Below are 23,250 nucleotides of genomic sequence, written 5' to 3'. Positions count from 1 at the left end.
CTCCGGTCACGCTTCTCTGCCGTAGTCCTCGGTCACGGGCTCCGGTCATACTTTCAGCATCGCGGCGAGCGCGATGATCCATGCTCCCGTCAGCTCGCACCGCTGCAGAAACCATCCCGCCAGATCCCCGGTCATTCCATGGAACCACTTCATGGCCGTCCGGTAATACAGTCCGTATGAGAGGAGACAGACCGCGCCCAGAACCGCACCGGTCTTCCCACCCCAAAAGACGGTCCAGATCATCGCCGCCATGGCCCAGAATGCCGAAGCTGCCGCCACCGCCCGATCGGCGGATGACCGGCTGAAGGTCACCGCAAGACCGTCTTTTTTCGCCTTCGGAAAGAGCACCACGGAACTGCCGCTGAGCGCCCGCTCCAGCACATACAATCCGCCCATCATAAAAACGGCATTTTGGCCGGCGGTCATGACGGCGGCCATGGCTCCGAAATAGAGAACCATGTACCCGACGCAGCGGATGACCGCAAACGCGCCGACATGCGGGTCCTTCAGAATTTCCAGTTTCCGCTCTGCGCTCTCCCAGGAGTGCAGCGCATCGGAGGTGTCCAGATATCCGTCCAGATGAATTCCGCCGGTGACAAGAAGCGGAACGGCCGTGCCGGCCGCTGCCAGAACGGTCTCCCCCGCGCCGAGCCGCTGCAGCGCAAACTGTGCCAGATATAACACTGCGCCTTCCGCCGCACCGATCAGCGGAAACCAGCACATGGCATACCGCATCGGCTTTTCCTCCCATGCGGCCTGCGGCACCGGAATGGCAGAATACATGGAAAATGCAATCTTCAGGCTGTCAAACATATTCTTTTCTCCCGTTCATCCCTTTCACCGGAACCGGAATTCCGAAAACCACTTCCGTGACGGTATCCGCCTGTTCCGCAATGTCCCGGTTTAACGCCGCAAGTATCCGGAGATACCGCACCGTCTCTTCGTCGTAGCGGATCCCATCCGAAAAAATCTCGTCCGTGACGATCACAAGATGGCCGCAGCAATCCGCGAGATGTCGGATGCCGCGAAGAATCCGCTTTTCTGTGTCCTGATCTCTCGCAGCCCTTCCGGCAATATCGTTTTCACCGTCTGCCTGTCCGTCTTTTTTTTTCTCTTCCACTGCCTGCGGTTCCGTTTCAGGGCATGACGCAAAGCGTTTTTCCTCCGCATTTACGTCCGTGCTTCCGACGGAAGCCCCCGGAATATCTTCCCGCCAGAGTTCATTGACCAGAAGATTCGACATGCATTCCAAAAGAACGGTTCCGTTCCGGAAGCGCTCCGGAACGTCCAGCATCTCGAGATCAACGGGACATTCCCACGTCTCGAATCCCTTTCCCGCGCGCATTGCCCGGTGTTTTTCCACACGTTTCCGGTCTTCCTCGTCCCAGATCTTCATCGTCGCCAGATAGAGACGGGGCCCCCCGTATTCCAGACAGCGGTTTTCGGCATAGGCGGATTTTCCGCTTCCGCTTCCGCCGGTCACAAGATGCAGCATCCGATTCTCCTTACAGCGGCCGATAGGCGTCAATTCCCATCCCGTCAAATGTCATCATGTTGCGGTAGACCGCAAGGGTCATCCGAAGCAGCGGCAGCAGCATGAGAGCTCCTGTCCCCTCTCCGAGATGAAGTCCCGCGGTGATCGGCGGCACAAGTTTCAGCTTCTCCATGATCCGTTTCATTCCGCCCTCGCCCGACATGTGGGACGGGAGAAGAAATTCTCTCGTATCCGGCGCAATGGAGACCGCCGCAAGGGCCGCCGCCGAGGCGATGAAGCCGTCGATCACCGCCGGAATGCGGTATGCCGCCGCGCCGAGATAAAGTCCGCAGAGCGCGGCGATATCAAATCCGCCGACACAGCGAAGAACCTTCAGCGCATCCTTCTCTCCGTTCGTCTCATAAATCTGCCGGTGAAGCGCCACGCCTCTGCCGACCACATCAATCTTATGCCGGAGTCCTTCATCGGTAAATCCGGCGCCTTTTCCCGTGATCTCTCCCGGGTCCGCATCCAGCAGTGCACAGGCAACGGCGCTTCCCGTCGTCGTGTTGCCGATTCCCATCTCGCCGCCGAGAATCAGGTCCATCCCCGCTTCTTTTGCGGCGCGGGCGCAGTCTGTACCGGTCAGAACCGCCATCCGCACTTCATCCTCCGTCATCGCCGGTTCCTCCAGAAAATCCGAAGTTCCCCGACGGATCCGTCGATCTATGACCGTCCGGTAAATCTCCGGATTCATCGCGGAAGCAACGCCGAGATCCAGAGCATACACTTCGGTGCCCGTCTCCCGTCCCATATGCGCCGAGCAGCTCTCGTCCCGTCCGATGACCTCCGTCACGCTCGCCGTCACATCCTGCCCCGTCTGGGTCACTGCCTCTTTGACCACGCCGTTGTCCGCGCAGAAAATAAAAAGCGCGCTCCGGTCCATCCGGACGTCAGGATCCCCCGTAATCTGCGCGATCCGTGCAATGTCTTCCTCCAGAAGTCCCAGACTTCCGAGAGGCTTGGCAATGCTCTGCCACCGGCGCCGGGCCGCTTCTCCCGCATTATGGTCCGCCGGAGTGATGCGTCCGACCCGCTCCTTATATATTTTTTTCAGTTCATCCGAAGAACAGGACCGCCAGTCGGCGATCCGTTCCGAAAGATTTCCAATCAATCGTGTATCCAATGTTCTTTCCGTTTCTATAAATTCTCCGCCGTTTTGCCGCACTCCGGGCGGACCGTTATAAGACACCGTTCCTGTGCAATGCGATATTTTCACACACCGTTCCGCCGAAACAGATGACCGTCACCGGGTTCATTCCCTTCATCAGATGAAAGGGTCCTGCCTTTTCCGCCCGCGCGGCGGAAATCTGTGATATCTCCGGTTCGATTTTCCGGTCCCGGAGCGCCGAAAGCACTTCCTGGATCGATTCCAGCGCAATCGCGTTGATCACAACACGGATCCCGCTCTGCGGCACTCGCAGAAGATCGAGAATTTTCGCGGTATTTGCCGTCGCGCCGCCGATAAAGACATAGTCCGGAGCCGTCTCCGGATGTCCGGTCAAATACTGCTCCAGCGATTCCGGAAGATTCCCCGGAACAATCTCCACCCGGTCTTCCACGCCGGCTTTTTCCGCATTCCGCCGGATCAGTGAAATCGCCTCATCCTTTTTCTCGAAGGCGGCAATTCTCAGATCCGGGTAGGTCACCGCCGCTTCCACAGACACCGAACCGGTTCCGGCCCCGATATCAAACAGAATGCTCCGGGCACATTTCCCGCTGCGTTCCCCACCGCCTCGTCTGCTTCCGATCTCCAGCTTCGCGATGGAGACCGCCCTCACTTCTTCCTTCGTCATCGGAACATTTCCGCGTATAAACCATTCATCTCTCATCCGTCTGTCTCCAGTTTCTGCACATGGCAAGCCAGTTTTCCACAAAGTCCGGATCCGACGGATAATAGAGATGCGGAAAGCCCGCTATCATTCCGTCGCGGTCATGGATGCACCTCCAGCTTCTTCCGTTCGGCTTGACCGCCATCCAGTCTCCGCCGCAGTCGCTGCTGTCCCAATAGTGGTACTCATGCCCCCGGATTCCGTCCGAATGGGGCCCCGAAAGGGAAATGTAGCCGAACCGCCCCAGTTTCGGCGTCCGGAATGCCCTTCCCCGAATGACCCCGGCGGCCGGATAGTTTTTCCCGTCATCGCCTTCCAGTTCTTCATGGAGATACATAAATCCACCGCACTCCGCAAGGATCGGCATGGACTGTTCTGCCATCGCCCGGATCTGCGCAAGCATCGCATGATTTTCCGAGAGTTCCCTCGCGAAAAGTTCCGGATAACCTCCTTCCAGAATCAGTCCGGAGATTCCCTCCGGAAGCTTCGCGTCATGAATCGGCGAGAACGGAACAATCTCCGCCCCCATTTTCTCCATCATACGACGGTTCTCCTGATAGTAAAAGCAAAAGGCCTCATCCGCAGCGGCCGCAATCCGCACACGCCTGCGGGTACTTTCCGGAGTGATCGCTTTTTCTGTCTCCGATCTCGCTCCCGCTTCCACCGGCTCCGCTCCGTCTGCCAGCGCAAAAATCGCATCCATGTCAAACGATTTCTCCATCTGATCGGCCAAAAGTCCGATCTTCCGGCGAAGATCCGTGATCTCATGCGGGAGACAGAGTCCCAGATGACGGCTCTCCATCTTCCAGTCCTCCGACTCGGGCAGAAAACCCAAAACCGGAATTCCGCATTCTTTCCGGATCATTTCGCCGAGAACCTTCGCCATCATCGCGGTAGTCCGGTTCAGAATCACACCGGCAATGCCGCTCCCCCGCTGTCCGGGATCCTCCGAAGCCGTCGGATAATGAAGAAAGCCGGAAATCAGCGGAACAAGGGACCGGGACGCCCCTTTCGCATCGATGATCAGGATGGCCGGCGTCCGGGTAATGCGGGCAATATCATAGGTGGACGCGGTCAGTTCCGTTCCGCTGACGCCGTCGTAATATCCCATGACCCCCTCAATCACACAGGATCCGCTCTCCGTTTCCGAAACCGTCTCCGCGAGGACTCGCCGGACACCGGTTTCGTCCAGAAAAAACGAATCCAGATTGGCGCCGCCGACGCCGGACACATAGCGGTGAAACATCGGGTCAATGTAGTCCGGTCCGCATTTGAACGCCGCCGGTTTCCTGTCCCTGCGCCGGAAAACCTCGATCATGCCGCAGGTAATAAGAGTCTTTCCGCTCCCGCTCTTCGGCGCGGTCAGCAGAATCCGCGGAATTCTTCGTCCGCTTTTTCTCTGCGTCTTCTCCATGTTCTCATCCTCCCGTGTTCATGCCGCCGTCGGTAATTCTTTTGCCGCCATCGGAACAAAGTCCGCAAGCGGACTTTGCGCGCCGCCGATGTCGCGGTCATTGCGCTTTATTCAGCGATACCGCAATCACCGATAATGCGGAAAAACGGACTTTTTCCGGCTTATGGCAGAGTTCCTCCGCCGTACTCTCCGTGATGTTCTCTTCCCGCATCGACAGATTCTCTCCGATGACGACCCGCGAAGTTCCGAATCCCCTCCGGGTCAATGCCTCCGCGAGATTCCGCACATCGTCTCCTGTCCCGGACAGAATGCAGAAATGTTCCTTTCCGGAGGCCAGAAGCGATTCCAGCATCTCCTCTGCCGGCTGCGATGTGCCATGCATGGACAAGAAAGCTGCATCCGCAAGCTCCAGGCCCATATAAGAAGCAAGGTACGTTACGCTTGAGATTCCCGGAAGAACCGAATACGGGATTCCGTTCTCCGCAAGAAGCGCTTCGCAGGCGCAGGCGCCGCTGTGAAACGCCAGACTTCCGGAAAAAAGCAGAAGAACATTCTGTCCCGCCGCTTCCCGGATCATCCGCAGAACCTCTGCCGGACGGTATTCGGCAATGTAGTCTCTCCGATCCGTTTTCCCCGGCTCAAACCGCCGCACCGCTTCCTGGGCACAGTCAATCATACGGGCAGCACCGATGATCCGGTCGGATGCAAGAATTGCTCCGATCACGGCAGCCGTCATATGATCCGTGTTTCCCGGACCGATTCCGGCAATCACAACACTCTGCCCCGAATAACGCTTTCGAAGAAGTTCCAGACACTGCGCAAGCCCGATTCCGGCCTCCTTTGGTCTGCCGATGATCACCGACTGCGCTCCACAGGCCTTGGCAGCCGCCAGCTTTTCCCGATATCCGCCGTTTTTTCCGCTCTCCTTGGTCACAAGATATTCAGCACCGGTCTGGTGAAGAAGGGCCTTGTTCATTTCCACGGAAAACGGCCCCTGCATCGCGATGATATGACTGCCCCGCAATCCGTTTTCCTGACAGGCGCGGATGCCTTCCTCGCTTGGAAGAACCCGCGCGTAAATCCGCTCGGAAGAATTCGGAATCGCCGCAAACACAGCCAGTGCGCGGCTCCCCGTCGTGAGAAGGATCTTCCCCTCCGTCCCGGCAAGATACGCTGCGGCGTCTTCGGGAGTTTCAAAGAACATGTTTCCCCGGCGGCATTTCTCATCCTGATCTTCCGTTTCTCCGGATTCCTCCGCATCCCGGAGCACGCGGACCAGTTCCGCGGAAGTCTCAGCCGCCGCAGCCCGGATATTTTCCGACACATTCTTCGCGTACGGATGCGTTGCATCGATCACCAGACGGATTTCCTTCTCTTTCAGAAGCGCTCCGATCTCTTCCCGGTCCATCGGACCGACCAGAACGCGGACCCCGGTCCCCGCCGTGTCCAAAGACCATTCCTCCGACCCGATCATGTCCGCGCCGTAACCGGAAAAGACACTGACAAAGGCGGAGATTCCATGCTGTGAGCAGAATTCCGCAATCTCTCTTCCCTCGGTCGTTCCTCCGAAAATCAAAATTTCCGGTCTCATGTTTATCATCCTTTTCTGTCTTCTCCCGCCGTGGCATCCAGGCCGCGGTATCCCCGCGGAGTCACCATCCGCCCCTGAAGATTCTTTGTACTGCTGCTTCCGATGAAAACCGTGGTAAACATATCCACCGGCGTACCGCTGAGTTCTCCGAGTGTGAGAATCCGTGCCTTTTCCCCGTCCCGGCCGATCTCGGACGCCGTACCGCAGACGGTATCCGACGAGCGGTAACGGCGGATGATCTCACACGCATGACGAAGATATCCTTTTCGTTTGTGGCTCTCCGGATTGTAGAGGCAGATGATCATATCGGACTGCGCCGCCGCAGCCAGTCTCTTCTCGATGGTCTCTATCGGCGTGAGGGCATCGCTCATACTGATCACAGCAAAATCATGTCCGAGGGGTGCTCCCAGAAGCGCACCGCCGGAAAGCGCCGCCGTGATCCCCGGAATAATCTCGACGGAGACATCCGGATAACTCCCTGCCATCTCCAGAATCAGGGATGCCATGCCGTAAACGCCGGAATCACCGCTGCAGATCATCGAAGTGATTTTCCCGGCTGCAGCAGCTCTGAGTGCCAGTTCGCAGCGCTCCTTTTCTTTCCTCATCGGCGTCGTGATGATTTCCGCCTGCGGGTATTCCGACCGGATCAGATCGACATAAACCGTGTATCCGGCAATCACTTCCGAGCACCGAAGCGCCCGGTCGGCCCGAAATGTCATATCATCGTGTCCGCCTGGGCCCATGCCCACCACATATAATTTCTTCTCCATTTTTATCCTCTCAAAACCGCGGTGTTTTTACAGAAAAGCCCGCCGCGCAGACCGTCACGCCGTCCCGGACGGTCTTTCCCGCAAGAAGCTTCACTTCACCGCGGTTTTCGTCCGCATCGAACGCCGCAAGTACCGCCGCCCGCTGGCAGACATTGTCTGTCCCGGTTGTTTTCTGCACGAAATCCGAGTGTTCGTAGGCGAATCCGTCCGGCGCCCGGTTCAGCTCATCCGCAGTGTAAAACCGGAGGTGTTTCTTTGCCTCCTGCGCAAACGCCCGGAGTCCCTCCTCATCCTTCTTCAGATCGATGGATGCGATCTCCGCAATCTCATCGATGGAAAGCCCGGCGGTCTCCAGAACCGACTCCACCGCTGACGCAATGGCTTCTTTCGGCGTGCCTCTCCGGCAGCCGATGCCGAGCACCGCCCGCTGCGGAATCAGAACCAGCATATTGTCATTTTGGGCCGAGCGAAGACTTCCCGCCTTCCGCACCAGCACAATGTTCAGTCTCCCCGGCTCATCCGGCGAAAGTTCCTCCGGACAGTCGCCCTCAATATAACACTCCGTAAAAAAGCCAACTTTCTCCCCGGCCAGAATCGCGGTGGAAATCCTTTTTGCCGCCGTGAGATCCGTCACCGTAAGCCGGTTTTCTCTCGCAAAATCGTCCACCGCAAACGCACGGTGAAGATCCGTTGCCGTGGTCACAACCGCCTCCGCTCCGAGGATTTCCGCCATCTCCTGTGCGGCGGCATTGGCTCCGCCCAGATGGCCCGATAGAATCGGAATGACGTATTTCCCCGTCTCATCGATGACGATCACCGCCGGATCCGTCGCCTTGCTCTTGATATACGGAGCGGTCATTCGGACCGCAATCCCCGCCGCGCCGATAAAGATCAGTGCGTCAAAGCGGTAAAAGCAGTCGCCGACAAACTTCCGCAGCGGCACTTGAAGTTCGGCGGAACCCGTCACGGAGAGATCTCCCATCAGGCGCTGTTTCTCCGGAATCCCCTCCAGTCCCCGGAGGAGCCGGTCGGCGCATTTTCCGCCGTTTTCAGTGAAATAGATAACCTGTGCTTTCATGATGACGTCCCTTTGCGATATCCGGTGGTAAATGCCGGATCATAGAGTTTCGAGAAATCATAATCCTTCTGTGCCACCGCATCTCCCACCACGATGAGTGCCTGTCTTGTGATTCCTGCATCCGCGGCTGCCTGCTCCAGTTTCTCCACTGTCGTCCGGACGATCTTCTCATCCGGCCAGGACGCGCGGAAAACCATTGCGCAGGGCGTCTCGGCGGAATATCCGCCTGCCATCAGTTCTTCCGCCATCCTGCCGGCCATACCGCTGGACAAAAAGAGCACCATCACTGCCCGGTGCGCGGCAAAGCTGCGCACCGACTCCCGCTCCGGCACCGGCGTTCTCCCCGCACCGCGCGTGATAATGACGCTCTGTGAGATTCCCGGCAGCGTGTATTCCATCTGAAGCGCCGCGGCCGCCGCGCAGAACGAACTGACTCCCGGGCAGACCGCATACGGAATCTTCCGCTCATCCAGCGCATCCATCTGCTCCCGGATGGCACCGTAAACCGACGGATCGCCGGTGTGAAGACGAACGGTCATTTTCCCGTCCCGCTCTGCTTTTTCCATCTGCGCAATCACTTCCGGAAGGCTCATCCGGCTGCTGTCATACACCTCGCAGCAGTCCTTTTTCCATGCCAGAATCTCGGGATTGACCAGAGAGCCGGCATAGATGATGCAGTCGGCCTCCTCAATCAGTTTTCTTCCCCGAACCGTGATCAGGTCGACCGCCCCCGGACCGGCCCCGACAAAATTAACCATAGATTGTTTTCTCCTCCTCCGAAAGGATTCTCACCAGTTCCTCCGCTCCGTCCGTCTGAGCAAGAAGCCCCCGCTCTCCGTCCAGAAACATCACTTCCACCCGGGCATGCGAAATCGCCTCCAGTTCGCATTTTACGCGGGCTGCCGCCTCGGCATACACCGGCCCCCGCAGTCCCGCCGTGTCGAGATATTCGGACGCTTCGTTGGTTGTGTTTAAGTTGAGAATCCGACGGCACATTTCTTCATCCGCTCCCACCGCTCTGGCACAGTCCGCCATAATCTCCATCCGGTGATCCCCGTATTTCGAGTGGGTATTCAGGATTCCTCCGGCAACCTTGATCAGTTTTCCCGGATGTCCCGCAAACAGTGCTTTTTTCACGCCAACCTGATCCAGCATCCGGAACGCCTCTCCCACATAATTGGAGCATTTGACAAAATGTTCCATATCCAGTCCCGTCTTATCGTGGAGATATTGCCTGCCGTAGTTGCCCGGAGCGATAGCGAGAACGGTCCGCCCTTCCGCGCTTCGGACGCGGATCTCCAGTTCGACTGAGCGGATCAGGGAGTCCTCGCTCATGGGATGCACGATTCCGGTTGTCCCGAGAACAGAAAGTCCTCCCACAATGCCGAGTTTCGGGTTGAATGTCTTTTCTGCCAGTTCCCGGCCTTTGGAAATGGAGATCCGGATGAGAAGAATCGGTTCCCCTGACGGTTTCCCCGGTTCCACGCCGCCTTCCCTGTTTTCTTTGCCGGGAGCCTGATAAATGCTGTTCCGCGGAAATGCATGATTCACAGCTGCCGGCGCTGCGCAGGGATGTTCCCCCGCATAGCGTCTTACAACGTCATGCACTTCTCTCAGAATCATGTTTCGCGGCACCGGATTGATCGCCGGAAAACCGACCGGGTCCGGAAGGCCTTTTTTGGTACAGATGCCGACGCCCTCCCCTCCGGTCAGAGCAATTCCGGGATAATCCGGATCCATATAAACCGGAATCGGTCCCGCCATCTCCCATTCGTCACAACCGGCCGTTTCCGCATTTTTCATCACAGTTTCTCTCGGCATTTCATCCGGAGTCACAAGCCGCGACCGCTCAATTCGGGAGATTTCCGCGCAGATTTCCGCCCGATCGGTCACGTCCGGATCATCGCCGGCATCCTTGATCACTGTACTCCGCACGCCCTCTGTTTCCGTGAACTCCCGGCGGACGATTTCCAGATCCACCGTCTTTCCCCCGGGCGTCGTAATGGAGACCATACACGGTTCACCGGACAGGACATCCTTTCCGGCGGTCATCTCCAAAAAAGCGGCGGCAGAAGCTGCCGCGGCCGCCGCCGCGCAGGTCCCGGTGGTGACGCCCTCCCGAAGATCCTTCGGATCCGCGTTCAGAAGGTCTTTGATCCGCTGTTCCGTGGATTTTTCTTCGATCCGGCTCACCTTGCACCTCCTGCGTTTTTTCATCAAATCATGTATGATCGTTTGTATTATAACAAATTTTCGGACTTGTCTCGACACTAAGCTTGAAAAGACTTCGCCATGTGCTCTGCGGAACAAAGTCCGCGGAGCGTTTTTGCTTCATAGAGAATTTCGGAGAAATTTCTTATGAAACAAAAAGGCTCCGCATCAGCCTTACGGTCAATGCGGAGCCAGAAATTCTATTATTCTCGGAAGAATTTAATTAGTCTTCCTTTGCAGCCTCGTCAGCAGCAACTTCCTCGATGTTGACATCAGCAACATCCTCGTCGCCGTTGTGACCAGCCTCAAGAGCCTTCATGGAAAGGCTGATCTTGTGATCGCCCTCGTTGAAGTCTACAACCTTAGCTGTGATGATGTCGCCTACAGCGAGTACATCAGCCGGCTTCTCAACGTGCTGTCTGGAGATCTGGGAAACGTGAAGGAGTGCATCGATTCCCGGCTCAAGTTCAACGAATGCACCGAAGTCGGTCATTCTTGCAACTCTGCCCTCTACGATGGTTCCTACCGCATATTTCTCAGAAGCGTTAAGCCACGGATTGGTTTCCGGGAACTTCAGGGAAAGAGCAATCTTCTCGCCGTTGATGTCCTTAACAAGGCATCTTACAACGTCGCCGTTCTTGAAGATCTTCTTCGGGTTCTCAACACGGCCCCAGGACATCTCAGAGATGTGAAGGAGACCATCCGCGCCGCCGAGATCGATGAAAGCACCGAAATCGGTAACATTCTTAACTGCACCCTCAACGGTCTGACCAACAACCAGCTTGCTGAAGAGAGCTTCCTTCTGCTGTGCCTTCTGAGCAACCATAAGCTGCTTTCTGTCACCGATGATGCGGCTTCTTCTGCCGTTCGGGTTGAACTCTGTGATAACGAACTCGATCTCCTGACCCTCGTACTTTGTGAGATCTCTCTCAAAGGAATCAGAAACCATGGATGCCGGGATGAATACGCGTGTGCCTTCAACCTCAACAACAAGTCCCTTCTCAACGACCTGAGCAACTTTCTCCTTCAGAACCTCATGGTTGTCGAAAGCTTCCTTCAGTCTCTTAAGACCCTTGTCTACAGCTGCTCTCTTGTAGGAAAGCGCTGCCATGCCTTCGCCGTCGTTGACCTTCATAACTTTAACTTCCATCTCGTCGCCGACCTGAACCTTCTGTGTCAGATCAACGCTGGAATCGTTGGAATACTCCTGCTTTGTGACGATACCCTCAGATTTGCTGCCTGCGATGCTGAGGATAATCTCATCTTCTTTAACCGCGATAACCTGACCGGTAACAACCTCTCCTGCACGTAACTGCTTAAACATAGACTCGTCAAGCAGCTGTTCAAAACTCATTTCTGACATTCGTATGAACCTCCTCGATAATTTTGTTCGGGGTAGATGCCCCGGCTGTAATACCTACGTTGCGCACAGTAATTGTTCTATCAGGTTTCAAGTCCTTAAGTGTCTGAATGTAGTAAGTGTTACTGCATTCCTGCCGACAAATGTCATATAGCTTACGTGTATTGGAACTGCTTTTGCCGCCAATGACGATCATTGCGTCCACACTTGAAGCCAGACTCTTTGCCTCTGCCTGTCGCTCCTGTGTTGCATTACATATTGTATTTAAACAAAGAGTATCATAACCTAATTCGGCTATTTTTTCAACAAGATATTGAAATTTCTTGTAATTATACGTAGTCTGTGCAACTACACTCAATTTTTCTTCCCGTGGAAGTTTAAGGTCCAGAAATTCTTCCAGAGAATTAATAACCCGGGTGTGCTCATCCGCCCATCCGACAATCCCCTGAACCTCTGGATGATCCCCGGATCCGACGATGATCACACGTCTTCCGTTTCGGTTCTGTTCCTGCACGATCTGATGGATTTTCGACACGAAAGGACAGGTCACATCCACATACCGGATTTTTCTCTCATTCAAAAGATCATAGACCCTTCGGGCCACGCCGTGCGACCGCAAAATCACGGTTCCCTCCCGGATCGCGAGGAGTTCCGCCTCGCTCTCCAGAACCTTTACCCCGCGGGCCTCCAGATCTTTCACCACTTCCTCGTTATGAATGATCGGGCCATAGGTGTAGATCGGTTTGATCCCTTCGGAAATCTGTTTTTCGACAATATCCATTGCCCGTTTGACTCCGAAACAGAAACCGGCGCTCTCTGCCACAATGACACGGATGGAATTATCTGCCAATTTTCTCTCCCCTGTCTGCCACAATCCCTTCGATGGTCTCAATCACTTCCGCCAGCGTCATGTCGGACGAATCGACCAGAACCGCATCTTCCGCCTGAACCAGCGGGGAGATTGCCCGGGTCATATCCTGATGATCTCTCTCGATGATCTCTTTTTCCACCTCATCCAGCGTCATATCCGTTCCCTTTTCCAGAAATTCGCGGTATCTTCTCTCCGCGCGGACTCTGCTGGACGCAGTCAGATAAATTTTTACTTCAGCATTCGGAAGAACCGCAGTACCGATGTCTCTGCCGTCCATGATCACATTGTTTTCCGATGCGATCTTTCGCTGCAGCTCCACCAGTTTCCTGCGAACCGGTCCGTGAGCACTGGTCTGGCTCGCCATACGGCTCACCTCTGCGGTACGGATCTGCCCGGTCACATTGACTCCGTTCAGAAACAGCTGCTGCACTCCGTCCTCATACGTGATTGCAATGTCGATGTCATCCACCATGGATGCGATCGTCCCGGCGTCATCCCCCGGCACTCCTTTCTGCAGAAAGAACAGAGCGATCGTGCGGTACATCGCGCCGGTATCGACGTAGATGTAATTCATTTTCTCCGCCAGTTTTTTGGCAATCGTGCTCTTGCCGGCGCCGGCCGGCCCGTCAATTGCGATGCTAATTGACATGTTTTCATTACCTCCGAATTAACATTTGGAGCCGGTCCCTCTCCGGACCGCCCACCGTATTATAATAAAAGATGCCTGCTTTGTGAAGTATCCTGTGTTACGGCTGTCACCTTCCGGCATTATTTCGGGCAATATCGATGAACGCCCTCATCTGCGGAAGTTCCGCGATATCCGAGTGACAAAGAAGATACGTGGACCGGGTAAACTCCGTTCCGTCCGCAAACGACAGCGGCGTCACCTTTCCGGAAAACTTGCTGAGCCCGATCTCCGGGACAATGGACCAGCCCACCCCCTGCTCCACCATCTGAACACAGGCGCCGATACTGCCGAGGGAAATGTTGCCGGTGTCCGGTCTCAGATCGTGCTCGCGGAACCAGCGGCTCACCTGATTCTCATAAGCCGGCTCGGTTCGGCGGCTGATAAACGGCAGATCCTGGATCGGTACATCCGCATCTTTCGAATTGACAATCATGCAGACCCGCTCGGTGGCCAGCTTCTGGCTGAAGCCATCCCAGGGAAACTCCCCGCGGATGATCGCGATGTCGTACTCGCCGATGCAGAGTTTCCGGTAAATGCTGACGCTCGTATCCGTGGATACCTGGGCATTGACATGGGGATATTCCATGTGAAGGTCCGCCAGAATTTTGCCGAGCCGGTAAGCCGAGTAATTGATCGACACGCCGGCCCGAAGGGATCCGCATACATATCCCCGCTGAGCGTCCAGTGTATTTCTCATATCCTGCAGAACCGCCTGCGCACGCCGCGCATGCTTCAGGATAATCTCCCCCTCCGCCGTGAAATGAATTCCCTGCCGGGACCGCACCACAATCCGGGCATTCAGTTCATTTTCAATGGATGCAAGTCTCTTGGAGAGTGCCGACTGCGTCACATACAGCATTTCTGCGGTGCGGGTAATGTTTTTGGTCTTGTCGAGAGCATCCAGCATCTCAAAATCTTTTTCATCCATGTGTTTCCTCTTTTCGTCTGCATTTCTTTAAGTACAAGAAGTTCCGCCCGAAGTTCATTTCTTGCCGCACTTTGTATACACGTCAGTCGGATTCCGATTCCATTTTACTGCACTTTCGCCAAAACACGTTCAATAATTCCTTTCGCTACTGAAACATCATTATTATAATTCCTTTTACTTCTAAATGCAATTCGTGTTTAATAAAGGCACAGGTTGCGAGACCTGAGTTAATACTTCCTGAATGTTTTAACTTTTAGTACCTTCTTCTACAGAAAGAGCCGCTGACCCCCATCAGCGGCTCTTTTTGTCATTCCAAAATGTCACCGAGCGCATGCCGATGTCAGATCATCCAGAAAGGTGCGAAGTCTCTCCCTTGTGACATGCTGCATTACCACAATATGAGCCAGATCACCTCCGAGACGCTCATCATAATCCGGCGCCAGACCGTATTTTTCAAACACTGCCTGAGGCGGACGTTTAAAATAGACGGTGTTGGACATGGGTTCCAGCCACGCCGGATACTCCATCTCATCCATCCGCTCTTTTAACCATCGGGCATTGTTCAGCATTTCTCCTGTCATCTTCTCAAACTCCGCCCGGGACGTATGCTTCAAAATCCACCAGAATTTCAGTGGAGAGATCGCGGATCTGGTGCAGTTGACCATCGGCATATTGGCATTCAGATAAGAGACCTCAAAGGATTTCTGGCGATCCAGAACCTCCTTCGTGGTCAGAAAGATCCCGGCCGGATCGTCCATTCCGAAATACTTGTGTCCGCTGATGGCAATGGAATCATAGGGCTGAATCTTACGGTTCAAAACATCCCGGTATTCGGTATAAGGAAGGTATCCTCCGAACAGCGCCGCGTCAATATGACGGTAAACCGGCATGTCCGGATACTTTGCCAGTACCCGGTTCAGGGCTTCCTGATCATCCACGCCCCCTTTAAAAGTCGTTCCCATGGCGTAGACAACCAGAGCCGGTCGCTCGGGGCGAATGGCCTTATCCAGTTCTTCCGGAATCATGCAGCCGTGAACATCCGAGGGAATAAGCTTCAGTTCCAGATTCTGCAGATCCGCCAGACGTCTGCCGGAATAATGAGCCGCATCGGACACATACATAACCGGCCGGGATCCGGTGGAATTCTCCAGATACCGCGCTCCAAAATAAATTCCGTGGTTGTTGCCGTCGGTTCCGCTGAAGGTCACGATTCCCCAGAGATTCGAGAGGTCAAAGCCATACAGCGGTCCAAAGGTTTCGATCACTTCCCGTTCAAAATCCAAAGAATTCAGAATGCCTTCGTGCTGTGCAAACGGATCCCCCGCATTATCGGCCATGGAAAGGTTCAGCCCGCTTCCAATAAACCATTTGTAAAAGTCGACCAGACGGCTTTTCTGCGCCGCCGGATAACCGAACTGATGTTTTTTTCGGGATACGATCTCTCCGGCAAACTCATCCAGTCTTGCGATATAAGGATCTGTTTCCGGCGCTGTGCTTCGGATCTGTTCTTCCTTCATATTTCCGGTTCTCCTTTCCCGGATGTCCGTCATACGTCTGCATTTCTCCGGACTCCGCTCCACACTGAAATAACAGATTTTATGGCTGATTTCATTATACCATATAAGCCACGAGCCACGCGAGCGTTTACGCTCATGTGGCGACGGCATGACATAACAGTCGCGAAGCGGCTGTTATACCAAGAAAAGCACGGGCGCAAAAAACGTTGACGTTTTTTCGACGCTGCGTGAAACAGTCTTTTTTTGCCTGTTATACGAAGAACAAAGTCCGCAAGCGGACTTCGGCCCCCCATCCCCTCAGTCCTGAGGGGAGCCCCGCGGACTTTGCGCGCCGCCGCTGGTCACCGTTAGGTGACAGCTTCCTTACAGCGGCGTGCGCATCCTCGCGGAGCGTTTTTGTTTCATAGGGAATTTCGGAGAAATTTCCTATGAAACAAAAACAGGGCCCGGGATAACGCATCCCGTGCCCTGTACTGTCTTCATATGAAATAAGAAACGTCCTGTCTTTATCTGCGAACCGTCGGACTCTGCATTCTCTCATCGCTCTTGAGCCACTCTTCCCAGTCTCCGACGATGGAACGGTCGTCAAAGTAGTCGATCCGCATCGCACCGCGAACCTCGTTCAGTGTCGCGTTGGTGGTCTTGACCGCATGGTCGGTGCCTGCCTTCAGGATATCATAGACATCGCCGATGTTGGCCTCCCACTTTGCGCGGGACTCGCGGATCGGGGCGAGAAGCTCGTCCATGACCTTCATCAGGAACTTCTTGCACTTCATATCGCCGAGTCCGCCCTTGCGGTAATGCTCTTTCATCTCATCCAGATTCTGATACTCCGGCAGATACTCCGCAAACTGGTCTTCGCGGCAGAACGCATCGAGGTATGTGAATACCATGTTGCCTTCCACGTGACCCGGATCGGCCACATTCAGGTGCTGCGGATCGGTGTACATGCTCTTGATCTTCTGTTCCACCGTCTTCTTGTCGTCACAGAGGAAAATGCAGTTGCCCAGAGACTTCGACATCTTCGCCTGACCGTCCAGACCCGGAAGTCTTCTCTGAACTTCATTTTCCGGAAGGAGAATCTCCGGCTCGACAAGAATATCCTTCTTGTATGTTGCATTAAAGCGGCGAACAATCTCTCTGGTCTGTTCGATCATCGGAGACTGGTCCTCGCCCACCGGAACGGTCGTAGCCTTAAATGCAGTGATATCGGCCGCCTGAGATACCGGATAGGTAAAGAAACCGGCCGGAAGCCCCGCCTCGTTGTCGGCATCGTCGCCTCCGTTGAAGCCTCTCAGCTTCATCTCGGTCTTTACCGTCGGATTTCTGGAAAGCCTCTGTGTGGTCACGAGGTTCATATAGTAGAAAGTCAGTGCATGAAGGGCCGGAATGCCGGACTGAATGCAGATATTCGATTTATCCGGGTCAATGCCGATGGAAAGATAATCCAGCGCCACCTCAATGATGTTGTCGCGGATCTTCTTCGGATTATCCCAGTTGTCGGTCAGCGCCTGATCGTCGGCGACGAGAATGTTGATCTCATCGAACTTTCCGGAATTCTGCAGTTCCACGCGTCTCTGAAGAGAGCCGACGTAGTGTCCGAGGTGCAGTTTTCCGGTCGGACGGTCACCCGTGAGAATAATCTTTTTCTTGCAGTCTTTTGCTTCCATTCCTGTTTCCTCCGTATTCCAACGCATCATCGATGCTTTTGTCAGTTTTAATCGTATTCTTCGTTAGTATATCACATCGTATCCGCTTTGTGCCATTGAATTGTACAAAGACCGCTGTAGATATCCCGCTGTGGGACGTATCTCTCCGCCGGTCACCGTAAGGTGCGCAGGGTGACATCGTCCCGTAACACAACATCAGGGTGCTGCCTTTCGCAGCACCCTGACCGGCAGCCTTTCCTGTCCGACGGTTCTTTGCCCAAAACAAAATCGACGATTATTCCTTCATATGCTGCGCCAGCCACCCGTTGGTGTACTCCGCCCAGCTGAACTGTGACATATACTCACCGGAATACTCCTGTCTGGCATTTTTCTCCCCGTTCAGGAACCGGAAAAAATCGCAGTCCACCTTATCCACCGCAATTCCGATCCGGCCGCGGGTCTTGATCAGAGCATCGCCCGCCCCGAGAGACTGGAGCGTTTCCGCCAGATCCCATTTGCAGTTCGCAAAATACGAGTACTTGCTCTCCGGCATATCATCCTCCCAGAGAATGCCGATAATCTCACCGTTGGAGCAGGCCGCACCGCGGCGGTCGATCAGATAAGCGAACATTTCCTTGGTTTTGTTGTATTTGAATTTTACCGGTTTATCGCCGGAAAAGACCTCAAAATTGCCGAAGGTGCGCACGCGGAGGGCGTCCTGTTTGACTTCTCCCACCGGGAAGCGCAGATGCGCCATCTCATTGCGGATATCCTCCTCTGAGATGGGCTTCAGAAGATAACCGCTGACATGGAGATCCAATGCCTTTTTCGTGTAAGAATCGTATCCTGTCGCGAAAATAATATTGATCCGGGGCTGAATCTCTTCCAGCCGCTCCGCAAGTCCGATTCCGTTCATCGTGTCCATCTCGATATCGAGAAATGCCACATCGATCGGATATTTTGCCGCATAAGAAAGCGCCTCCGCCGCATTCAGGAAGCCGACGACCTCGGCATCCGGAACCGCCTTGCGGACCTCATTCATTTCTCCCTCCATGGAGATTCGTTCGTCGTCCACAACCATACATCTCATGTATCCCAACCCCGCTTTTCTGATGTTATGCCTTCTCCTGCGCAAAAATGAGTTTCCACTTCTCACAGCCCCTTCTTCATCGGCACACAGATCTCCGCCGCCGTGCCGACTCCCGGTGTACTTTCCACGGTCAGTGTGCCGCCGCACATGCTCTTCAGCCTGGTCCGGCTGGTGCGAAGTCCTGTGGAATCCGCTCCCACTTCCGATATATCAAACCCCACGCCGTCGTCCTCGACGCGCACCACCGCCTGATCGTCCCTGCGAAAGGCCAGGATCTTCAGGGTGCCGCCTTCCGGCTTTTTGCAGATTCCATGCTTGACTGCATTTTCCGCAAGAACCTGAACCGTCAGTGCCGGAATTTCAAAATCCCACTCACGAATATCTTCCTCCACCCGCAGCCGCTCCTCAAAGCGCATCTGCTCCAGCCGGAGGTATTGTTCCACATGCTCGATCTCCATGGAAAACGGTATCGTCTCGTCGCTGTCCAGAATCTTCAGACTTCCCCGCAGGAATTTGGAGAAGACGCCGACGGACGTTTTCGCCTTGCCCGGATCGGAATCGCACAAAAAATAAATCGTGTTCAGGCAGTTAAAAATGAAATGCGGCTGAACCTGCGATTTTACAAGCCGGAAACGCATATCCTGCAGCTCTTCTTTCTGTCTCATCATTTCATTGTACTGCTGAATATAGAGATCATTCTGTTCCTGAAGAAGATGAAGGAACAGCAGAATCACGGACACCGTAACCGCGATGTTCAGGAAAGAGTATCCGTAAATGACCGCCTGTACCAGAGTTGCAGCAAACGGAAGGGCATAAAAGGAAAACAGAAACGAAAACGAATTTCCCGCCGCCGCGCGTTTCCGGAAGAGTTCGTATTCCATGTATGTCGAGGCGACAATACCCGGAACATCGATCAGCCAGAACAGCGGGAGCCGGTAGTACCGGTTCTGTGCGTCAAACGAATAAAAGACGGGCCAGAACTGGTTGACAACCACCATGACAATACCGATGGTTGCAATAAAATGAACCTTGGGCATCCAGTAGTCTTCGTCCCCGATATAGCGTGAGACATAGACGGCATAGATGGTGATCAGAATGTGCGGCATGACAAAGGAAATAAAGTTGCTGATCCGGACCATGTAATACCCCAGCTCTGAGACATTTCCGCGAAATATCCACGCCGCTGCGTCCGCGATCAGCCAAACGGAAGTGCACAGAAACAGCTCGACGATCAAGCGACCCTTCTCGCCGAGTTGTTTTCTGGATATCAATGCCCAGAACAGCGCAATTGCGGTTACGATGGCTCCCCATACCTCCATGGTCGCCATCACGATCTGCTTCACTTCCAAATTAGCCATCCCCTGCTGTCAAGATAACACTCAGGAAATCCTGTTTATCCCAGGTTTTCCTATAACCTCCGGCTCTGGCACGGATTTTCAAAGGAAACTGCTGCCCCGCAGCGAAAATCCGGCCAGAGCCAGGGAAACGTTTTCATCAGCGTTTCCCTTATTTTACAGCATTTTGCGGTCACTGGCAAATGCTGTTCATCACAGAATACTTGCCTGTCGATCCCCTGCCGGAAAACCATTACGGATAATATCAGGGACGTTTCCCCGGCCGTGTCTCGGCATTCATGCGTTTTCCGGTTTTGCGGCGCTTTTTCCCGCGAGAACACCGGTCGACCATGCGATCTGAAGATTGTATCCCCCCGTCTCTGCGTCCAGATCCAGCACCTCTCCGGCAAAATACAGTCCCGGCGTCAGTTTGGATTCCATCGTGGACGGATCGACCTCTTTGACGCTCACGCCGCCCTGGGTGACAATCGCCTCGTTAAATCCGCGGAGTCCCGTCAGCGTCAGCTCAAAATTCTTGGTGACCTGCACCAGTTTTCTTCGCTCTTCCCGGGTGACTTCATTGACCTTTTTGTACGGATCGATTCCGGAGCGGCGAACCATAACCGGGGCCAGTCTCGCCGGGAAAAGATGCGACAAACTGTTGCGGAATTCTTTATTCTTTTCACCGTCAAAATCCCGCAGGATCCGGTCGTCCAGCTGCTGCTCACTCAGCGCCGGCTTCAAATCCAGCACCAGTTTCAGCGGGTTCTTCCGAAGCCGTTTCGCCGAGTAGGCGCTGGCGGAGAGAATGATGGGGCCGGTCACGCCGAAATGCGTGAACATCATTTCACCGAACTCACGGAAAATCTCTTTTTTTCCGTCATAAACCGCCGCCTCCACATTTTTCAGCGAAAGCCCCATCAGCTCGTCACCCACCGGCTCTTTCGTCTCAAAGGGGACAAGGCTCGGGCTGCACGGAACAATGCTGTGTCCCGCCGCTGCCGCAAAATCGTATCCGTCGCCGGTGGACCCGGTGCTGGGATAGGAAAGACCTCCCGTCGTGATGATCACACAGTCTGCGGCAAGTTCCCGTTCCGACCCGGCAACCGGAGAAGACACCGGCCCCTTTGACGTTCCGGACCATCGCACCTCGCGGACTTTTACTCCGGACACCCGCTGTTCGATCCTCTTTCCTTTTCGCTCCAGCGGCTCAGCCAGATCCGCAAAGAGAAGTCCCGTGACTTCCGTGTTCAGCAGCAGCTTCACGCCGGCCTTTTTCATGCGGCCGTTCAGCGCCTTCGTGACATCCGATGCGTGATCAGATAGCGGAAATGCTCTTCCGCCGCGCTCAACCTTTGTCCGGATGCCTTCTCCCTCCAGAAATTCGATCATCTGCTGATTGGTAAACCCGTAAAGACTGCTGTATAAAAACCGCGGGTTGCTCACCACCTTGCGAAAAAACTGCTCCGGATCACAGTCATTGGTAAAATTGCAGCGTCCCTTTCCGGTGATGTAGATCTTTTTTCCCGTCTTTTCATTCTTTTCCAGAAGTGTGACCTCGGCTCCCGACTCAGCGGCTGCGATGGCAGCGGCCATGCCGGCAGCTCCCGCACCGACGATAATGATTTTTTTCTTCATACGATTCCTCTATTCTCAAATCAGCGGACAGAGTTCACTCCTTCCTCCGTTCGCCGTGTCATCCTCTGACAAGGTTATAATGTACCATGAAATTCCCGGCTCTGCACCAACAAAGTTCACAGTTTTTTTCGGAACAAAGTCCGCAAGCGGACTTCGGCTCCCCAATCCCCTCAGTCCGCGGGGCTTTTTTTCATAGGGAATTTCGGAGAAATTTCCTATAAAAAAAAAGAGATCTGCAGAAAATTGCTTTTCTGCAGATCCCTGTCATTTGTTATCTTCCGTTCTTCTGTCTTACAGAGTTCCGTCTGTTCCGGCCCATCTTCCGTCCGGTGTCATGCGGCTCGTCCAGAGCTCGCCGTTGGTCGGATCGAAGAAATACCAGCGTCCGTTGATCATCTGATAGCCCGTCATCATTTTTCCGCGGGTTCCGTCGGATACCGGGTTTGTGTAATACCACTTTTCATTATCCAGAACCCAGCCAGTCTTCATCGAGCCCTTATATCCGTCGGATACCGGGTTCATATAGAAGTAACCGGTTCCGTCATTGAACCATCCGGTCACCATGTATCCCCTGCCGTCCATGTAATACCAGTTGTCATCGATGAACCGCCAGGAATTCGCCACCGCCGATCCGTCTTCCAGATAACGCCATCCGGCCTGATCCTGAATCCATCCCTGTGTCGCGATCTTTCCGTTCGGGCTCAGCGTTCCGCTCGGGCCGTCGCCGGTCGGAACCGTTCTTGTCTCCTCATCCGGGCTGAGATCGTCCTTCAGTTTTTCATTGCCGGTATACTTCTTGCTGTCAGAAATCCACAGGTCGTTGGACTCATCACTCCAGTCGCCGTTGATCTTCGCGGTCTTGTTGATGGCTCTCACCTGGAAGGTGTAATCGCCCTCTTTTTTCATGCCGTGATACAGGTCAAATGTGGTCTTCTTGGTCTTGTAGGTGCCCACCGCTTTGCTGTCGCGAAGAAGTTTTACTTCATAATATTCCGCACCCGTGACCTTGTCCCATTTTGCCGTCTTTCCACTCCAGTGCAGATCGTCCGGAACATCGAGGTCATTGACCAGACCTTTCAGCTTCAGGCTGACTTTCAGGGTGTACTGGTTTTTGCGGTTCGCATTCTTGGATACAACGTATGAACTTCCCTCATCAATCTTGATGTTGCTGTCGCTCCAGCCGGAAGCAAAACGGTAATCATCCGTATCATTGATCTCCAGCGTCGCATAGATGGTTTTTTCCTGTCCCATCTTCCACGGACCGCCGTTGGCAAATTCAAGTTTTTCCAGCGAATACGGCGCGTCGTCTTTGATGTTGACCATATCGGTGCTCAGCTCATCCTCTTCAATGCGATCGGTATCTCCGTCAAAAATTTCCTTCGTATTGACTTTAAAATGAACCACAGAAACTTCCTTCTTTTTGCTGGCGGCATAGGCCGGCACCGATACCGCGAACACCGCAGCGGCCGCCACCGCCGTAAAAAGCGCCTTCTTCGCGCTGAATGTGAATCTCATATGTTCTCCTCTCTCCGGATGATATCCTATCCCTGTATCGTTTTTTCTTTTATCCTAACACAAAGAGTTTAAAAAAATTATGCTCCGCATTTACATTTGTCTTACAAACGAGTCGAAACACGATTCACGGATTCTCCTTGATGATCCAGTAAAATTCCTCGAACTTTGGTCATTTTTCCGCAATTCGAACGATCGTTTCTGAAACAATATATCGTCACATTCTTTCAAAA

General features: G+C 54.2%; 20 protein-coding genes. All 20 read right to left on the bottom strand.

Annotated elements, in window-relative coordinates; translation table 11 throughout:
* Positions 1–45 precede the first annotated feature (45 nt).
* The 20 genes from BMW41_RS02135 to BMW41_RS02040 all read right to left on the bottom strand — a co-directional run bounded on the left by BMW41_RS02135 (position 46) and on the right by BMW41_RS02040 (position 23,020).
* The gene (locus tag BMW41_RS02135) at positions 46–813 is read right to left on the bottom strand and encodes an adenosylcobinamide-GDP ribazoletransferase (protein ID WP_074648456.1); all 768 of its coding nucleotides are present in this window, start codon (positions 811–813) and stop codon (positions 46–48) included.
* Positions 806–1,495 carry a bifunctional adenosylcobinamide kinase/adenosylcobinamide-phosphate guanylyltransferase gene (locus BMW41_RS02130; RefSeq protein ID WP_074648454.1) on the bottom strand — a complete coding sequence of 230 codons (690 nt, stop codon included), beginning with the start codon at positions 1,493–1,495 and terminating at the stop codon, positions 806–808. The genes BMW41_RS02135 and BMW41_RS02130 overlap by 8 nt, the downstream gene beginning before the upstream one ends.
* A 10-nt stretch (positions 1,496–1,505) precedes the next feature.
* A complete protein-coding gene (cobT, locus tag BMW41_RS02125) occupies positions 1,506–2,648 on the bottom strand; it encodes a nicotinate-nucleotide--dimethylbenzimidazole phosphoribosyltransferase (RefSeq protein ID WP_177171136.1) in 1,143 nt (380 codons plus the stop codon).
* A 67-nt stretch (positions 2,649–2,715) separates the two neighbouring features.
* A complete protein-coding gene (gene cbiT / locus BMW41_RS02120) occupies positions 2,716–3,366 on the bottom strand; it encodes a precorrin-6Y C5,15-methyltransferase (decarboxylating) subunit CbiT (protein WP_074648452.1) in 651 nt (216 codons plus the stop codon).
* Positions 3,356–4,780: a cobyrinic acid a,c-diamide synthase CobB gene (locus BMW41_RS02115; protein ID WP_074648450.1), complete on the bottom strand. Its 1,425-nt coding sequence runs from the start codon at positions 4,778–4,780 to the stop codon at positions 3,356–3,358. The genes cbiT and BMW41_RS02115 overlap by 11 nt, the downstream gene beginning before the upstream one ends.
* A 97-nt stretch (positions 4,781–4,877) precedes the next feature.
* Complete coding sequence (cobK, locus tag BMW41_RS02110) at positions 4,878–6,371, bottom strand: precorrin-6A reductase (protein ID WP_074648448.1); 1,494 nt, start codon at positions 6,369–6,371, stop codon at positions 4,878–4,880.
* Positions 6,372–6,376: 5 nt separating this feature from the next.
* Entirely contained in the window at positions 6,377–7,141 is a 765-nt protein-coding gene (gene cobJ / locus BMW41_RS02105) for a precorrin-3B C(17)-methyltransferase (RefSeq protein ID WP_074648446.1), read from the bottom strand.
* A 10-nt stretch (positions 7,142–7,151) separates the two neighbouring features.
* On the bottom strand, positions 7,152–8,219 hold the full coding sequence (locus tag BMW41_RS02100) for a cobalt-precorrin 5A hydrolase (RefSeq protein ID WP_074648444.1): 1,068 nt from the start codon (positions 8,217–8,219) through the stop codon (positions 7,152–7,154).
* Positions 8,216–8,977, bottom strand: coding sequence for a precorrin-4 C(11)-methyltransferase (gene cobM / locus BMW41_RS02095; RefSeq protein ID WP_074648442.1), 762 nt, complete (start codon positions 8,975–8,977; stop codon positions 8,216–8,218). Before cobM ends, BMW41_RS02100 begins: the two co-directional genes overlap by 4 nt.
* The gene (gene cbiD / locus BMW41_RS02090; protein ID WP_074648440.1) at positions 8,970–10,412 is read right to left on the bottom strand and encodes a cobalt-precorrin-5B (C(1))-methyltransferase CbiD; all 1,443 of its coding nucleotides are present in this window, start codon (positions 10,410–10,412) and stop codon (positions 8,970–8,972) included. The genes cobM and cbiD overlap by 8 nt, the downstream gene beginning before the upstream one ends.
* 241 nt (positions 10,413–10,653) lie before the next feature.
* Positions 10,654–11,793, bottom strand: a complete 1,140-nt coding sequence (gene rpsA, locus BMW41_RS02085; protein WP_074648439.1) for a 30S ribosomal protein S1 — start codon at positions 11,791–11,793, stop codon at positions 10,654–10,656.
* Positions 11,774–12,625 (bottom strand): 4-hydroxy-3-methylbut-2-enyl diphosphate reductase, encoded by an 852-nt coding sequence (ispH, locus tag BMW41_RS02080; RefSeq protein ID WP_074648531.1) that lies wholly within the window; start codon positions 12,623–12,625, stop codon positions 11,774–11,776. Before ispH ends, rpsA begins: the two co-directional genes overlap by 20 nt.
* Positions 12,626–12,629: 4 nt before the next feature.
* The gene (cmk, locus tag BMW41_RS02075) at positions 12,630–13,310 is read right to left on the bottom strand and encodes a (d)CMP kinase (protein WP_074648436.1); all 681 of its coding nucleotides are present in this window, start codon (positions 13,308–13,310) and stop codon (positions 12,630–12,632) included.
* Positions 13,311–13,416: 106 nt separating this feature from the next.
* Positions 13,417–14,277, bottom strand: a complete 861-nt coding sequence (locus tag BMW41_RS02070; protein WP_074648434.1) for a LysR family transcriptional regulator — start codon at positions 14,275–14,277, stop codon at positions 13,417–13,419.
* Positions 14,278–14,597: 320 nt separating this feature from the next.
* The gene (locus BMW41_RS02065) at positions 14,598–15,794 is read right to left on the bottom strand and encodes a pyridoxal-dependent decarboxylase (RefSeq protein ID WP_177171134.1); all 1,197 of its coding nucleotides are present in this window, start codon (positions 15,792–15,794) and stop codon (positions 14,598–14,600) included.
* A gap of 506 nt (positions 15,795–16,300) precedes the next feature.
* A complete protein-coding gene (gene trpS, locus BMW41_RS02060; RefSeq protein ID WP_074648431.1) occupies positions 16,301–17,464 on the bottom strand; it encodes a tryptophan--tRNA ligase in 1,164 nt (387 codons plus the stop codon).
* A gap of 274 nt (positions 17,465–17,738) precedes the next feature.
* Positions 17,739–18,533, bottom strand: coding sequence for a response regulator (locus tag BMW41_RS02055; RefSeq protein ID WP_074648429.1), 795 nt, complete (start codon positions 18,531–18,533; stop codon positions 17,739–17,741).
* Positions 18,534–18,595: 62 nt separating this feature from the next.
* Entirely contained in the window at positions 18,596–19,891 is a 1,296-nt protein-coding gene (locus BMW41_RS02050; RefSeq protein WP_083378734.1) for a sensor histidine kinase, read from the bottom strand.
* 273 nt (positions 19,892–20,164) lie between these two features.
* Complete coding sequence (locus tag BMW41_RS02045) at positions 20,165–21,505, bottom strand: BaiN/RdsA family NAD(P)/FAD-dependent oxidoreductase (protein ID WP_074648425.1); 1,341 nt, start codon at positions 21,503–21,505, stop codon at positions 20,165–20,167.
* Between the two features lie 291 nt (positions 21,506–21,796).
* Entirely contained in the window at positions 21,797–23,020 is a 1,224-nt protein-coding gene (locus BMW41_RS02040) for an N-acetylmuramoyl-L-alanine amidase family protein (protein ID WP_074648423.1), read from the bottom strand.
* Positions 23,021–23,250: the final 230 nt, after the last annotated feature.

The organism is [Clostridium] aminophilum (genome assembly GCF_900101295.1).
In the GTDB taxonomy this organism is placed as follows: domain Bacteria; phylum Bacillota; class Clostridia; order Lachnospirales; family Lachnospiraceae; genus Clostridium_R; species Clostridium_R aminophilum_A.
The sequence above is the reverse complement of the archived record's forward strand: the minus strand, read 5'-3'. Positions and strand labels throughout refer to the sequence as shown.